15 protein-coding genes are annotated in these 13,992 nt (G+C 62.4%); 8 read left to right on the top strand and 7 right to left on the bottom strand.

Annotation, left to right across the window (positions count from 1 at the left end):
- The first annotated feature begins 406 nt into the window (after positions 1 to 406).
- From Y708_RS0114810 to Y708_RS0114800, 3 genes are all read left to right on the top strand, one after another.
- Positions 407 to 619, top strand: coding sequence for a hypothetical protein (locus Y708_RS0114810; protein ID WP_028280529.1), 213 nt, complete (start codon positions 407 to 409; stop codon positions 617 to 619).
- A 205-nt stretch (positions 620 to 824) separates the two neighbouring features.
- Positions 825 to 1,559, top strand: coding sequence for a hypothetical protein (locus Y708_RS0114805; RefSeq protein WP_028280528.1), 735 nt, complete (start codon positions 825 to 827; stop codon positions 1,557 to 1,559).
- A complete protein-coding gene (locus Y708_RS0114800) occupies positions 1,556 to 2,275 on the top strand; it encodes a hypothetical protein (RefSeq protein WP_028280527.1) in 720 nt (239 codons plus the stop codon). Before Y708_RS0114805 ends, Y708_RS0114800 begins: the two co-directional genes overlap by 4 nt.
- 184 nt (positions 2,276 to 2,459) lie before the next feature.
- Here the strand turns inward: Y708_RS0114800 and Y708_RS0114795 are convergent, their stop codons facing one another.
- The 6 genes from Y708_RS0114795 to Y708_RS0114770 form a co-directional block, all read right to left on the bottom strand.
- Positions 2,460 to 2,735, bottom strand: a complete 276-nt coding sequence (locus tag Y708_RS0114795; protein ID WP_028280526.1) for an HPr family phosphocarrier protein — start codon at positions 2,733 to 2,735, stop codon at positions 2,460 to 2,462.
- 31 nt (positions 2,736 to 2,766) lie between these two features.
- The gene (ptsP, locus tag Y708_RS0114790; protein WP_028280525.1) at positions 2,767 to 4,449 is read right to left on the bottom strand and encodes a phosphoenolpyruvate--protein phosphotransferase; all 1,683 of its coding nucleotides are present in this window, start codon (positions 4,447 to 4,449) and stop codon (positions 2,767 to 2,769) included.
- 23 nt (positions 4,450 to 4,472) lie between these two features.
- Complete coding sequence (locus Y708_RS0114785; protein WP_028280524.1) at positions 4,473 to 6,494, bottom strand: PTS fructose transporter subunit IIABC; 2,022 nt, start codon at positions 6,492 to 6,494, stop codon at positions 4,473 to 4,475.
- A gap of 28 nt (positions 6,495 to 6,522) precedes the next feature.
- Positions 6,523 to 7,491 carry a 1-phosphofructokinase family hexose kinase gene (locus tag Y708_RS0114780; protein WP_028280523.1) on the bottom strand — a complete coding sequence of 323 codons (969 nt, stop codon included), beginning with the start codon at positions 7,489 to 7,491 and terminating at the stop codon, positions 6,523 to 6,525.
- Complete coding sequence (locus Y708_RS0114775; protein WP_028280522.1) at positions 7,488 to 8,255, bottom strand: DeoR/GlpR family DNA-binding transcription regulator; 768 nt, start codon at positions 8,253 to 8,255, stop codon at positions 7,488 to 7,490. The genes Y708_RS0114780 and Y708_RS0114775 overlap by 4 nt, the downstream gene beginning before the upstream one ends.
- Before the next feature lie 216 nt (positions 8,256 to 8,471).
- Positions 8,472 to 8,735 (bottom strand): DUF6458 family protein, encoded by a 264-nt coding sequence (locus Y708_RS0114770; protein WP_028280521.1) that lies wholly within the window; start codon positions 8,733 to 8,735, stop codon positions 8,472 to 8,474.
- A gap of 365 nt (positions 8,736 to 9,100) precedes the next feature.
- Here Y708_RS0114770 and Y708_RS0114760 point away from each other — a divergent pair, with 365 nt between their 5' ends.
- The 3 genes from Y708_RS0114760 (at position 9,101) to Y708_RS0114750 (ending at position 11,540) form a co-directional block, all read left to right on the top strand.
- Positions 9,101 to 9,373 carry a GlsB/YeaQ/YmgE family stress response membrane protein gene (locus tag Y708_RS0114760; protein ID WP_028280520.1) on the top strand — a complete coding sequence of 91 codons (273 nt, stop codon included), beginning with the start codon at positions 9,101 to 9,103 and terminating at the stop codon, positions 9,371 to 9,373.
- Positions 9,374 to 9,489: 116 nt separating this feature from the next.
- Positions 9,490 to 10,368, top strand: coding sequence for a hypothetical protein (locus Y708_RS25355; RefSeq protein ID WP_051479027.1), 879 nt, complete (start codon positions 9,490 to 9,492; stop codon positions 10,366 to 10,368).
- Entirely contained in the window at positions 10,365 to 11,540 is a 1,176-nt protein-coding gene (locus Y708_RS0114750; protein ID WP_216699803.1) for an MFS transporter, read from the top strand. Before Y708_RS25355 ends, Y708_RS0114750 begins: the two co-directional genes overlap by 4 nt.
- A gap of 12 nt (positions 11,541 to 11,552) precedes the next feature.
- On the opposite strand, the gene Y708_RS0114745 is transcribed toward Y708_RS0114750, so the two are convergent.
- Positions 11,553 to 12,758 carry a DUF445 domain-containing protein gene (locus Y708_RS0114745; RefSeq protein WP_081746832.1) on the bottom strand — a complete coding sequence of 402 codons (1,206 nt, stop codon included), beginning with the start codon at positions 12,756 to 12,758 and terminating at the stop codon, positions 11,553 to 11,555.
- A 172-nt stretch (positions 12,759 to 12,930) separates the two neighbouring features.
- On the opposite strand from Y708_RS0114745, the gene Y708_RS0114740 reads away from it, so the two are divergent.
- Both Y708_RS0114740 and Y708_RS29905 read left to right on the top strand, forming a co-directional pair.
- Positions 12,931 to 13,791, top strand: coding sequence for a glycerophosphodiester phosphodiesterase family protein (locus Y708_RS0114740; RefSeq protein WP_035776500.1), 861 nt, complete (start codon positions 12,931 to 12,933; stop codon positions 13,789 to 13,791).
- Between the two features lie 12 nt (positions 13,792 to 13,803).
- On the top strand, positions 13,804 to 13,992 hold a 189-nt coding region (locus tag Y708_RS29905), incomplete at its 3' end, for a trehalase-like domain-containing protein (RefSeq protein ID WP_035776498.1).

Below are 13,992 nucleotides of genomic sequence, written 5' to 3'. Positions count from 1 at the left end.
CACCCCACTGCGGATAGCCGGCGGGGCGGCAATTTTTTTTGGTCCTCTGGCACGGTGGGCCGCCCATCGTGTACGTTAAACGGCATGGAAACAATAATTTTCGAGTAGTCAGCGCTTCCGTGGGCTTTTGAGCCCTGATGAACCAGCTGCTCCAGCCGAAAACCCAACTTGTTGAGGCCACGCCTCCAAGGTTGATTCCAACCCCCTCGTATCACGGTCGTTCCCTAGGAACTTTCCGAAACACACTGGACCCAATAACCGTCGCCAGTAAAGCGGTCATAGGTCGGGCGAGGGCTTCAACAAGTCTCCCGAAAGGAACCCGCCATGTGGATCTACCTGCGTTAGCGTCACACAACTGATTGATGCATGCCACTAACAGGTGAACATAAGAATCGAAGGAGAGACCATGACCAACCCCAACGAAGAACCCAAGCTATCTGCGCACTTGACGGAGTCCGCAGCAAAGAAACTGAAGGACGATCCACGGGCACGTGCGGCTCTGGCGAAAAAGAATCCGGCGTTCGGCGATCTTGACAGCGCCCACAGCGCTGGGCCAAAGCAGAAGCCGGTTTTGCCGAGTTCCAAGCAGGGCAAACGCGAGAAGAAGGTCCGCTGGTAACAACCCGTAGCGATGCTCCCGCAGTTTGTGTTGATGTAGGCCATTTTTGGCTGCTGTATTAACACAAACTGCGGGAGCATCACCGCGGATAGAGCTTAAATTGAAACTGGCTCCGCGTTCTGCGTATGGGGGAATCGCAGAATGGGGAGCCAGCCATTTCAGTATACTTCAAAGTTCGGGTAGGAAGTCCAATCGAAGGGTGAATATGGCAGTCACAGCCAAATCGTTCCAGTTGTGGCGCTGCCGTATAGCACCCCAGGCGACCGTGTCCGATCTATGCCGTGAAGCCGGAATCAAGCGGTCAACGCTTGCCCAGCAGCTGGTACGCGGCAAGGTGGCGGTAGTCACAGTGGTGGCGATTGCCCGGGCCTATGCCGTGCCGCCGGTCAAAGCGCTTGGTGAATTTGACGGCTACCGCGACATTCCCCGAGGCGTTGCCCTACCCACCGATGCCGAATTGATCAGCCAGGTTTCCGATACGGACCTGCTTCGGTTGATCGTGGCACGAAGTGAGGGGCGTGAGGGGATTGGACGCGACCTTCGACTTGAGATTGCCCACCTGCCGCACCGGCATTCCGTGAGAGCGTGGTTTGATGCCATCGATCCCGGGGAACTTCGCCAGACCCTCGCGGCACGCACAGGTATCGCGCCCCAAAATTTGTCTGCACAGTTGAGCGCAGGACGCCTGACCACCGGGCTGGCCGTTGAAGCAGCACGCATTGCCCGGGTTTCACTGACCAGCGGTCTGGTGGTGACCGGCCTGTTGACGCCGTCGGAGGGCGGCTGGGCTGAAGGTAGCCGGGCGAGGTCGCTGTCCAACCTGCCGGATTCCGTCCTGTTGTTGTTGGCGCGGGACCGTCTCGATTCGCTCGGAAAGCAGGTGCGGAGACAGGAACACGGCAACAATCGGGATCGCGCTATTTGGGAGAATCTGGGATGAGCGCGGCGGAGGTCATCAAATGGTCGGTTTTCGGGTTGTGCGTGATCTTTGCGCTCATTCGAGTACCGGATGCATTGCGTGGCAGGAACCGGTCGGTGTTTCTCTCACTGGTACTGCTTGCCCTTGCGGTTGGTTTGAGTTTGCCGCCCCTGTACCTCGCCGTGGACCAACTTCTGGGCGGGGTGAACATCGCCAATCTGGTGATCCGGCTGAGCCTCTACGCGATCTTCGCCATCCTCGGCGTCCGCACAGCCATCGCCTTCGGCTCGCAACGCACACGGAGAATCATCGCCGGTCCCATTGGACTGGCGGTTTTGGCGATCACGGTGCTGGTGACCGTGGCACTCTTTGTGGTCAGCGACCTGCCTGAGAGCTCGACCGGTCTGCGGGCCTACGGAGACCAACAGGCCGTCCAGTGGTATGCGGACATGGGCCGCTACTACCCCGGCTACGTTGCAGCATGCCTGCTCTCTCCGGCAACCGGAGGGCTGCTGGATGGCGCCGCGCGCCCTATCCATCGGATCTGCTCAGGCCTGATGGCCTTCGGCTTCGCTCTGGTGGTGGTGTTTGCCGTTGCCTCGATCTGGGGTCCGCTGGGTCTCTTCGACGTGATTCTCCCGTTCGGCGCGATTGTCTTCGTCACGGTCGGGCTGACAGTGGCATGGATCTCGCGCCGGCGGTCAGAGGCCGGTTCTCAGAGGAACCTGCTTGCCTAGGTGGCTGCCCGGGTTAATCCTTTCGGATGATTTATTTGCCTGGTTTCGTCTTATCTGTTCACGTTTTCATCATCGTGTGTCAATATAATGAATATGTAACTTCCGCTCATCGTGGGGGGTCAGCGGAGATTTACGGAACTGATGGGTGCGTCCATTAGAACGGGTGGACGCACCCATCTTCGTCTTAAGCGTCGTGATCCGTTTCAAGGATGCGAACCAGGGAGTCGAGCGCATCGGCGGCTCCTTCGCCGTCGGCGCGCAGCACCACCACATCCCCGTGAGAGGCTCCCAGGCTCATCAGCGAGAGGATGCTCGATGCATCCATCGCCTCCTCGATGGGTTCGCCAGCCAAGGCGATGGTAATCTCCACAGGAATTTCCCCGGCGGCCTCCGCGAAGATGGCGGCCGGCCGTGCATGAAGCCCAACCCGGCTCGCGACGGTTGCCTTGCGTTCAATCATGATGTTCCTTCCAAAGGGGGGTTTCGGGTCTTTACAGTCCAAGGGTTTCGAGGATGGGCAGGCCAGCGCGCACACTGCCCCGCGCGTCCAGTGCATTGGGTGCCGCCAACGCCTGCCGGGCCAGATCCTGTGCTTCCGCGAGCGTGACAGATGACAGCACGGCCGCAACTGCGGCCAGCGCACGCGCGCTCATGGACAGTGTGTCCACTCCCAAACCAACCAGTACGACGGCGAAGGCCGGATCCGCGGCCGCCTCGCCGCAGACACCCACGGACTTTTCGGCGCCTGCGGCCGCCGCGCCGTCCACGGTGAGCTTGACGAGGTGCAGCACGGCCGGTTGCCATGGATCGTTGAGGTTTGCCAGCGCTCCCAGTTGACGGTCGGCTGCCATCGCGTACTGCGTCAGGTCGTTCGTTCCCAGGGACGCGAAGGAGACCTGTTTGAGGACCGACTCGGCTGTGAGCGCCGCGGAGGGTACCTCCACCATGACTCCGGGCGTCGTGAGCCCGGCAGCGCTGCACAGGTGGGCAAATTGCCGGGCCTCATCCGCGGTGGCCACCATCGGAGCCATCACCCAGACCTCTGCTGAGGCGTCTCGGGCAGCTTCCGCAACCGCCTCCAGTTGCCTCCCCAGAACGCCGGGCGAGGTAGTCTCCGTCCGGTAGCCCCGCACGCCGAGGGCGGGATTGGGTTCAGTGGAATCGGTGAGGAACGGAAGCGGTTTGTCGGCACCGGCGTCGAGGGTCCTCAGCACTACCTTGCCGGTGGGGAAGACATCAAAAACTTCGCGGTAGGCGGCGGCCTGCTCGGCGATCGTCGGCTCGGTGTCGCGGTCCAGGAAACAGAACTCCGTCCGCAGCAGGCCAACGCCTTCTGCACCAGCAGCGGCGGCCTTCCGGGCGTCAGCGCCTGAACCTACATTGGCCAGCAGTGGCACCCGGTGGCCATCCGCCGTCGTGCACTGGCCCGTGTAGGTGGCCAGTGACTTTGACTGTTCCGTCCAGGTCGCTGCGGCGGTGCGCTCCATGTCACCGGGTTCGCTGAGGATTGTTCCGGCCGCTCCGTCCACAAAGAGCTCGGTACCATCTTCGATTCTGTCGACGCCGACGGCGGCCACGACAGCTGGAAGCCCGAGCGCGCGGGCCAGGATTGCCGTGTGGGATTGCGGCCCGCCGCTGCTGGTGATCAATGCAATTATCTGGTCGGGATCCAAGGTGGCGGTATCAGCGGGCGCAAGATCTTCGGCCGCAAGGATAAAGGGCCGGTCGGATGCTGGGATACCCGGCGCAGGGAGTCCCAGCAGCTCCGCGACTATGCGCGAACGAACATCCAGCACGTCCTGCGTGCGCTCAGCCATGTACCCACCGAGCCCCTTGAGCATGTCCGCGACCTGTATCCCCGCTTCCCAGATGGCGCGTTCGGCTGAAGTGCCTGCCACAATCAGCGTGTTCGCTGACTTGAGGAGCATGGGGTCGGCCGCCATCAGGGCGGTCGCCTCGAGCACGGCCTTGGCATCTCCGGACACCAGTGCAGCCCGTGAGCGAAGCTCTCCCTGGACGTTCTTGGCGCCGGACTTGAGCCGGGCAGTTTCGGCGTCAACTGTGGATTCAACCCATTTTTCGCCGGCCGGTGGCTCGCTGACCGCTCCCGGCATCTGCAGAACCGGCCCGATGACGCGGCCAGGGCTCACTCCCACTCCACTAAACGTACTCATATCCACTCCTTAATCCGCAGCAGTTAGGCGGCGACCGGTTCGGAGGCCTTTGCGGTATCCGCGTGCCTGACGGCGAACCGCTTCAGTGCCACTACTGCGAGGGCTGACACCACCATGCCAACGAGGATCGATACAACAAACATAATCACGTTGCCGATGGCGAAGAAGACAAAGATACCGCCATGCGGTGCCTGGGAGGTCACGCCGGTACCCATAATCATGGCGCCGGTTACCGCAGCGCCGGCCATGCCTGCGGGGATTACCCTCAGCGGGTCGGCGGCGGCAAACGGAATTGCTCCCTCTGAGATGAAGGCCGCGCCCAGCAGCCAGGCGGCTTTGCCGTTCTCACGTTCCGCAAGGGAGAACCGTCGGCGGTCGATCACGGTTGCCAGAGCCATAGCCAGCGGGGAGACCATACCGGCGGCCATCACCGCGGCCATGATCTGCCAGGGCGCCTGGTTGTCCACCGTGCCGGCACCCAGTCCCGCGACAGCGAAAGCGTAGGCCACCTTGTTGATTGGCCCACCAAGGTCAATGGCCATCATGAGTCCAAGGATTATTCCAAGAACGACAGCGGCAGTGCCGGTGAGGCTCGACAGCCAGTCATTCAGCGCGACAGTGAGCGCGGCGATTGGCCCGCCGAGCACCAGAATCATCAGGCCCGAGGCAACGATGGATGCCGCCAGGGGAATGATGACCACGGGCATCAGGCCGCGGAGCCAGCGGGGAACTTTCTGCTGTCCGATCACCATCGCGATGTAGCCGGCGAGGAGGCCGCCCACAATCCCGCCGAGGAAGCCTGCATTCATGAATACGGCCACCGAACCCGCCACAAATCCAGGGGCGATTCCCGGCCGGTCTGCCAGTGCGTAGGCGATGTAGCCGGCCAGCGCCGGGACCAGGAAGGCCATTGACAGATTGCCGACCTTCCAGAATACGGCGCCGAGGAACGGTAGCAGCCCTTCCGGGGGCAGGCTGAACAGGGTATAGCTGGCGAGCAGGTCGTCGCCGTTGGCCACGCCGGCGTCATTGGCGAGGGACAGTTCGTAGCCGCCCAACAGGAAGCCGAGTGCAATGAGGAGGCCTCCGCCGGCAACAAACGGAATCATGTAGCTGACACCGGTGAGGAGCACGCGCTTTAGCTTTCCGCCCAGGCGTTCGCCGTCGTCGTCCTGTTGGTCGGACGCGGCAGCGGCGGAATCCGGCACCCGCCGCGCATTGGGGTTGTCAGCTGCTGCGAGTGCCTCTTCCACCATGACGCCTGGCTCATCGATGCCGCGCTTGACCGGGGCGTTGATGACGGGCTTACCGGCAAAGCGGTACTTGTCCCTGACATCGACGTCCACAGCGAAGATCACAGCGTCGGCGGCCGCAATGACCGCGGGATCCAGCGGTGTCGATGCGGAGGAGCCCTGCGTTTCCACCTGCAGGTCCACGCCGCGTTCCTTCGCGGCAGCAACCAGTGAGTCGGCGGCCATGTAGGTGTGCGCAATTCCGGTGGGGCAGGCGGTCACGGCAACCAGCCGGCGGGTCTTGGGTTCCGCTGATGGCGTGGAGTCCGCAGCCGGTGCTTTCGCCGTCCGGGTGGCGGGTCCTGCGCCTATTGCCGTTTCGACCAGTTGAACAACGTCTTCGCGGGTAGCCGCCGCGCGCAGTGCAGCCGTGAAGTCCTTCTTGATGAGGGACCGGGCAAGCTTGGACAGCAGCTTCAGGTGCTCCTGGTCGGCGCCTTCCGGGGCAGCGATGAAGAACACCAGGTCCGCGGGGCCGTCCTTGGCGCCGAAATCGACGGGTGGGTCCAGCCGCGCCATGGCCAGCGTGGGCTGGGTGACCGCCGTCGACCGGCAGTGTGGAATGGCGATTCCGCCAGGGATTCCAGTGGCAGTCTTCTCTTCGCGGGCGAGGGCATCCGCGTAGAGTCCCTCGACCTGGCTGGCGCGCCCGGCGGAGGTCACCTGTTCGGCAAGCCGGCGGATGACGGCAGCGCGGTCACCGCCAAGGTTCTCGTCGAGTGTGACGAGGTCCGGTGTAATGAGTGCGGACATGGTCTTCCTCCTTTGGAAGGGTGGAGCGTTAGGGGTGGACGGAGAATGCAAAGGACGTGACGACAACGGCGCCAGGGTGGGTCTGGTCCAGTGAAGGGACCGTGGACCCGGGCAACGATGCCGCGGCGGAGCCATGGGCAACCGCTTGGCGGAGGCAGTCCTGCGGGCTGCCTCCGCTGGCGTGGGCGAGAAGGTAACCGGCAAGGGCCGAATCTCCCGCACCTACGGTGGACAAAGCAGCAACAGGTGGGTGTTGTGCATGCCAGGCTCCCTCCGGAGTGACCAGCAGCGCGCCCTTTGATCCGAGGGTGACAAGTACGGCACGGACTCCACGGCTGAGGAGGCGCTCCGCCGCCTGCGCGGCGAACGCATGGTCGGCTTCCAGCTCTTCACCGCTGCCGCCACCGGTCAGTTCGGCAAGTTCCTCGGCGTTGGGTTTGAGTAGGTCGGGAGCTGTTACACCTTCGACGGCGGCTGAAAGGGGTGCGCCGGACGTGTCAATGGCCACCAAGGGGGCCCGGTCACCATACCGGCCGCGGACGGCACTCACCGCTTCCGCATAAAAGTCGTTGGGCAGACCCGGGGGCAGCGAGCCGGCCAGGACAAGCCAGCTGGCGCCGTCGCACGCGTTGACAAGCAGTTCCAGCAAGGCGTCAGCCTGGCTGCTGTCCAGGGCAGGCCCGCGTTCGTTGACCTTGGTGGTGGTGCCGTCTGCCTCGGTGAGGGTCACGTTGTGTCGCAGTGCGGCGTTGATGGGAAGATTCCGGTAGGGGACTCCCGCTGCGGCGAGGGCGATCAGCACCGGGTCGGCTGGATCGCCAGGCAGCACGGCGAGGGACTCCGCACCGCCGGCGGTAAGTGCACGGCAGACGTTGACGCCTTTGCCTCCAGGCTCCTGATGGTTGGCGGAAGCGCGTTGAACTGCGCCCCGGGCAAGCGGCGCCGCCAGCTCAATGGTTCGGTCCAGGCTGGGATTCGCGGTCAGAGTGACGATCACGCGATCACCACCTCTACGTCTGCGGCTGCCAAGGCACTGGCTAATTGCTCATGCGGCGCCTGGTCCGTGATCAGCGCATCAATTTCCTGCAGAGCCGCGAATCCCACCAGGGTTTCCTCGCCGAGCTTGGACGAATCGACCAGCGCAACCACCCGGCGGGCCGAGTGCACTATGGCGGACTTGACTGAGGCCTCGTCCGGATCCGGAGTGCTGAGCCCAAACTGAGCGTGTACGCCGTTTGCGCCGATGAAGGCAACATCGGGGCGGAAGCCGTTGTACTGCGAAACAGTACCGCTGCCGATGGCCGCGCTGGTCAATCCGCGGACGCGTCCGCCGATGAGTTCGAGCGAGTGGTAGGAGCGCGATATTTCATGCGCGATGGGCACTGAATGGGTAATGATCAGCAAGTCCTCACGGGTTTCCGCTGTGAGCAGTTCGGCAAGGTGGCCGGTGGTGGTTCCGGCGTCGATGACGATTGAACCAGTGGGTGGGACCATGGCGAGTGCGGCCTTGGCGATCCGCACCTTTTGCGGTTGCTGGCGGCTCTCCCGGCTGGTGAGGCTGAGCTCACTGGTGCTGGCGTTGCCAGCTGGAACAGCGCCACCGTGAACCCGGCGGAGAACACCGTCCTTTTCCAGCAGTGCCAGGTCGCGGCGGACGGTTTCCTTGGTGATGTCAAAGCGGACTGCTAGCTCCGCGACCCCAACGCGACCCTCGGAAAGCACAAGCCCAGCGATTCTGTTGTAACGCTCCTCCGCGAACATCGGTCTCCCTTGCGGCTATGGTGACAGCCGTCACATCTACTTGCGTTTAAGTGACTATATCTGTGTTTCTTTTTGCTTGTCAATCTCCTACGGAGGAGAAACACAGATTTACGGAATGAAGAGGTATGCCCACAACAAATGACGACGGCGGCACATGAGTGCCGCCGTCGTCATCGGAATGAAGTTGTGCGCCCAAGCGGCGCGGGGTTCCGCGAACTAAAGCCCGGTGGTGCCGCCGTCCTTGGTTTCGTTGCGCGTGATGGTCTCGCCCGTGTTGGGGTCCTGAACGGAACGGGACTCAGTGACCCTGCGGGTGTTGCGCGGTGCCTGCATAACCAGCGAGATGATGAGTCCGAGCACGCCTACGCCCATCAGGATGTATCCCACCAGGGTCAGGTCGATGAAATCCACTATGTCTGCAACAGCAAATGCGAGGATCGCGCCTATTGCTATGAGCACTATCGAGGAACCGATTCTCATGGCCACTACTCCTTGGATGTATGGTGGCCAACGGCATGGCGCCTTGGCCGGGGTATGCATGGATGGAATGCTGCAATTATCAGCATACTGTCAGACTCCGGCCTGTGGCGTGACACGCTGAAGGTTGGCAGCGCCAAGACCGTATCCGCGGACGGACTGCCCAATGAAGCCAAATTGGTACCCCATTAGGGTATTGTAAAAGAGCAATGAAGATGTTTAATGAAAGAACTTGCACCGCCCTGATGTAGTACTAAGCATGCTGATGAAGTAGAGTGGCTGAAAGTTGCGCATACCAGCGCATTCGTCCGATTTATGTGTTGCTATTTGAATAAGTCAAAAGCAAGATTCACCTTTAGGAGTACTTCATGGGTTTCCTCGCATTTCTTCTTCTTGGTCTAATTGCCGGCGCTATTGCCAAAATGATCCTGCCCGGAAAGCAGGCAGGCGGCTGGGTTCTTACGCTGATCCTAGGCGTCATCGGCGCGCTTCTGGGGGGCTGGGTAGGCGGAGCGATCTTCGGAACTGGGCTCGAAGAGTTCTTCTCCATCCAGACGTGGATTGTCGCCATAGTTGGCGCGATCGTTGTCATCCTCATTTACCAGGCCGTTACCAAGAACCGTGGCCGTTCACACGCATAACTTCTTCAATTCAAGTAGAAGTGCATCGCCGGTCCATCCGGCGGTGCACTTTTGCGTTATACGGTCTAATCCGGCCCACTAAGCTTTAACCGGAAGACACAACGGAAGGATCCGCCATGGCAAAGCCGAGGTTCAATCCAGCCACGAGAGTGGCGAGCGGCGCGGTTTTCGATAAGGACGGCAGGCCAAAAGCGGGTGTGCAGCGCGCCGTCGAAAGAGCCATCGATGTACAGCGGCCGCTGGTCCTCGCGAACCTGCGGCGGCTTCGCAGGAAGCATCCCAACGCAACAGCAGCCGAGCTCAGCGCCAAGCTTGAGCGTGACTATCTTGCCGCGATCACCGCGAGCGGTGCCGCTGTGGGGGCAACAGCTACCGTGCCCGCCATCGGAACGATGGTTTCCCTGGGCCTGTCTGCGGCGGCCACCATCGGGTTCCTGGAGGCCACCGCACTCTACGCCCAATCCATTGCCGAACTGCACGGGATTTCCACGGCAGAGCCCGACCGTTCAAGAACCCTGGTGATGGCCATCCTGATGGGTGAGGAAGGGTCCGCACTCATTAACGCGATGCTGGGCTCGACCGCCGGTAGCGGCGTATCCAAGCACTGGGGCAACGTAGTGGGAGGAGCCATGCCCACCTCTGTGGTGAGAACCATCGGCGCCAGTATCCGGAAGCGTTTCCTCAAAAGGATGCTCGCCAGACAGGGCGGAGCGCTACTGGGTCGGGCGCTCCCCTTTGGGGTGGGCGCAGCAGTTGGTGGTGCCGGAAATCACATGATGGGCCGCACAGTGGTCAAAGCAACCCGCGAGGCATTCGGGCCGCCGCCCCAGGTCATCCCCGGGGAGCTTCTTGCCGTCCTTGAGCGGACCGCGGCCCCAGCTGAAGCGTCGGAACCCGGCGGCCCCGACGAAGCTGAAGCATCAGTCATGGACGCCGGCCCGGACAGCCCATTGACTACCGACGGACCCGGACACGGCGACATTCCCCGCGGTTGAAGGAAATACCTGATCGGCGGGGACTGGCTGTCCTGACGGCCAGCCACCTCGTCGACGATCTCTATCAGGGTGCTGTCCCCGCAATCCTGCCGTTCCTGGTGCTCGATCGCGGCTACTCCTACCTTGCGGCCACCGGCATCACATTGGCTGCAACGGTGCTGTCCTCGGTGGTCCAACCCGCCTTTGGGATGCTGGCCGACCGTAAATCACCGCCGTGGTTGACCCCTATGGGCCTTTTGGTGGCGGGTATTGGGATCGGTTTGGCCGGAGTCGTCGATTCCTACTGGTGGACGTGGGCCGCCGTCGCGTTGTCCGGTCTTGGGGTTGCGGCCTACCATCCGGCCGCGGCGCGTGCGGCGCGGGTTGCGGCTGGAAGCTCTGCACAGGGGATGAGCTGGTTTGCAATTGGGGGTAACGCGGGCCTTGCCTTGGGGCCGGTGATCGTGACGCCGGTCCTCCTTGCCTACGGAGTTACCGGGACTCCGTTCCTTGCGGTGCCAGCCCTTGCGATGGTTGTTTTTCTCTTTTGGCTGCGCCGGCGAAGCGGGGCTCCACGCCTGCCGGCGGCCCATGGCCCCAAAAGCCAGCAGCACGGGGAGCCCGCCGTTGATAAGTGGCGCCCGTTTGGTTGGCTGACAGTCCTGGTTGTTATCCGCTCAATCATGTACTTCGGGATCTCATCCCTGCTGGTGCTCTACGTCATCTCCCGCTACGACGTCACGCAGGTTGCCGGTTCGGCCAGCCTGACCGCTTTCCTCGCGGTGGGTGCCTTGGGCACGTTGGCCGGCGGCTGGATGGCGGACCGGTGGTCTCGAATTTTTGCCATCAGACTTGGCTATGCGCTCTGTGTTCCCGCGTTGATCCTCCTGCTGGCCGCACCTTCCGTTCCCGTGGCGTTCATCGCGACGGCACTGCTCGGTCTGGGCCTCTACCTGCCCTTCTCCGTACAGACCACCCTGGGCCAGGAGTATTTACCCAACCGCATCGGAACGGCATCCGGTGTGACCCTTGGACTGGCAGTTTCCGCTGGCGGAGCATTCGCCCCCGTGTTCGGCTGGCTGGCGGACAGTTTTAGTCTCTCCTGGGCGCTGGGCGTGCTCCTTTTGTTCCCATTCCTGGCCCTGCTGGTCAGCCTCCGGTTGGCTGGCCGACCACCACGGGCGGCTGCATAGCGCTAGGAACCACTATCCGAAGATGGCGTGGGCCACCGAGAAGATCACCAAGCCGGCAAGCGACCCCACCACGGTCCCGTTGATGCGGATGAACTGCAGGTCCTTGCCGACCTGAAGTTCGATCTTGGTGGAGGTTTCTTCGGCGTCCCACCTTTCAACGGTCTCGGAAATGATGCCGGCGATGTCGCTGCGGTACGTGCGAACGAGGTACCCGGCGGCGTCGGAGATCCACCGGTTGACCTTGCCTGCGAGCTCCTCGTCCGTGGACAGGCGCCGCCCGAAGTCCTGGACTGCGGCCTTGAAATTGCGGGTGAGCTCGCTCTGCGGATCGTCCACCGCCTCCAGCAAGGCGGTCTTTACGGTGCTCCACGTGCGGGCGGCAAGATCGCGCACCTGCGGGTCTCCGAGGACCTGTGCCTTGATGTCCTCCGCCTTGGCGATCACTTTCGCATCGAACTGCAGATCCTGGGCCAGTTCCTTGAGGTACTTGTCCAGGGCCAGGCGAACTTCGTGGTTAGGGTTGGACTGCACCGCCCGCATGAACTTGGCCAGTTCGATGTACACCTTGTCCCCAACGAGTCCGTCCACAAAGTTGGGAACCCATGTGGGGGACCGCTGCGACACCACGCGCGAGACGACGTCGTAATTGGCGTCCACCCAGTCGGTTGCGCGGTCCACCAGCAGATCGACCAACTGGTGGTGGTGGCCGTCCTCGAAGATCCGCTCGGCCATCCGCCCCACCGGCGGACCCCAGGGCGGCTCCACCAGGTATTTGCGGACCATGGATTCGATGACGGACTGGACGGCGTCGTCATCGAGCACCGTGAATGCACCGCGGATCAAAGCAGCGCCCTCGGTGGCCACGCGGTCAGCACTTTCGGGGCGGGACAGCCAGACGCCCGCTTTCTGTGCCATGCCCACGGAGGCGAGCTTCTGCTGAACCACAGTCTCCGAAAGGAAGTTCTCCTCCACAAACTGGCCCAGAGATTCGCCGATCTGGTCCTTTTTGCGCGGAATAATGGCCGTGTGCGGAATCTTGATTCCCATGGGGTGTTTGAAGAGCGCGGTAACGGCAAACCAGTCAGCCAGAGCACCCACCATTCCACCTTCGGCCGCCGCGCGAACATACTGAAGCCACGGGTACTGCTCCTGGAAGGCGAATGCCACGACAAACACCACAGCCATTGCCACCAGCAGCCCGGTGGCGACGGCCTTCATGCGGCGAAGCCCCACAGCGCGTTCCGTATCGGTCAAAAGTGTGCTCAAAGTACCTCCGTCAGAACGCGCACCGCGGTCATATACAACCCACCCGCCAGTCTAGCCAGCCCGCTGATCAGCCGGACTACCTCCGGCGTCCCACCCGGACCCGGTTTCGCGTACCGTGTGCATCATGAAGTACTTGGTCTTTGCGCATCGCGGTGCAAGCCATCAGTATGCCGAGCACACCCGGGCGGCCTATCTACAGGCGCTGGCTGACGGCGCCGACGGCGTGGAATGCGATGTTCACCTGACGCGGGATCAGCGGTTGGTCTGCATCCACGATTCAACACTGGACCGGACTTCCAGCGGTACGGGTGACGTGTCCGACCACACGCTGCGGCAGCTCCGGGAGCTGGACTTCGCGTCGTGGAAGGGTGCCAACATGCCGCCGGAGTACGGGGGGATAGCGGATCAGCTGCTGTCCCTGGAGGACCTGATCGATCTGCTGCGGGAGGCCGGCCGCGAGATTGCGCTGGCCATTGAACTCAAGCACCCCAGCCCCTTCGGACTGAAGCTGGAAGAGAAGCTGATTGCTTTCCTGATGAAGGAAGGGTGGGATCCCGAAACTTCACGCGTGGACAACATCAGCGTCAGCTTCATGAGTTTCAATCCCGATTCGGTGCGCCATCTGCTGGAGAAAGCACCGGCCCAGGTGGTCTGCCAGCTGGTTGCGGACGTCAAACCTGAAGACATCAGGGAATCCTTGGGACCACTGACAGCGGCGGCTGTCATGACTATCCTGCGCCGGGCGCTGTCCGAGGGCGAACGCGTAATCGGGGCGCACGCCGTCGGACTCGCAGGGCCGGGAATTGACTACGTGAAGGCGCACCCGAAGCGGATCCGGGCCTGGCTGGACGCAGGGCTTCGCCTGCGGGTGTGGACAGTTGACTCACCTGTTGATGTGGAACTGATGGTTGACCTCGGTATCCAGGAGATCACCACAAACCGTCCCCGGGATGTACGGAGGCTGCTCGGCGGGCAGTTGGTGTGATTGAGTGGTTCCATGGATACGCCGATCGAAGATTACGCACTGATTTCTGATCTGCACACGGGAGCACTGATCTCCAAGGGTGGAAGCGTGGATTGGTTGTGCTACCCCCGCTTCGATTCGGCGTCGGTGTTTGGGGCTCTGCTGGGCAGTGACAAGCATGGGCATTGGCTTGTTGCCCCCGCCAAGGACGCGGGGAACGCG

The organism is Arthrobacter sp. H5, assembly GCF_000520595.1.
GTDB lineage: Bacteria > Actinomycetota > Actinomycetes > Actinomycetales > Micrococcaceae > Arthrobacter_D.
The sequence above is the reverse complement of the archived record's forward strand: the minus strand, read 5'-3'. Positions and strand labels throughout refer to the sequence as shown.

What these genes read in the sequence shown, in the direction of transcription:
- Y708_RS0114810 (WP_028280529.1), top strand. Translation starts at nt 407, where the DNA reads ATGACCAACCCCAACGAAGAACCCAAGCTATCTGCGCACTTGACGGAG.
- Y708_RS0114805 (WP_028280528.1), top strand. Translation starts at nt 825, where the DNA reads ATGGCAGTCACAGCCAAATCGTTCCAGTTGTGGCGCTGCCGTATAGCA.
- Y708_RS0114800 (WP_028280527.1), top strand. Translation starts at nt 1,556, where the DNA reads ATGAGCGCGGCGGAGGTCATCAAATGGTCGGTTTTCGGGTTGTGCGTG.
- Y708_RS0114795 (WP_028280526.1), bottom strand. Translation starts at nt 2,735, where the DNA reads ATGATTGAACGCAAGGCAACCGTCGCGAGCCGGGTTGGGCTTCATGCA.
- ptsP (WP_028280525.1), bottom strand. Translation starts at nt 4,449, where the DNA reads ATGAGTACGTTTAGTGGAGTGGGAGTGAGCCCTGGCCGCGTCATCGGG.
- Y708_RS0114785 (WP_028280524.1), bottom strand. Translation starts at nt 6,494, where the DNA reads ATGTCCGCACTCATTACACCGGACCTCGTCACACTCGACGAGAACCTT.
- Y708_RS0114775 (WP_028280522.1), bottom strand. Translation starts at nt 8,255, where the DNA reads ATGTTCGCGGAGGAGCGTTACAACAGAATCGCTGGGCTTGTGCTTTCC.
- Y708_RS0114770 (WP_028280521.1), bottom strand. Translation starts at nt 8,735, where the DNA reads ATGAGAATCGGTTCCTCGATAGTGCTCATAGCAATAGGCGCGATCCTC.
- Y708_RS0114760 (WP_028280520.1), top strand. Translation starts at nt 9,101, where the DNA reads ATGGGTTTCCTCGCATTTCTTCTTCTTGGTCTAATTGCCGGCGCTATT.
- Y708_RS25355 (WP_051479027.1), top strand. Translation starts at nt 9,490, where the DNA reads ATGGCAAAGCCGAGGTTCAATCCAGCCACGAGAGTGGCGAGCGGCGCG.
- Y708_RS0114745 (WP_081746832.1), bottom strand. Translation starts at nt 12,758, where the DNA reads ATGAAGGCCGTCGCCACCGGGCTGCTGGTGGCAATGGCTGTGGTGTTT.
- Y708_RS0114740 (WP_035776500.1), top strand. Translation starts at nt 12,931, where the DNA reads ATGAAGTACTTGGTCTTTGCGCATCGCGGTGCAAGCCATCAGTATGCC.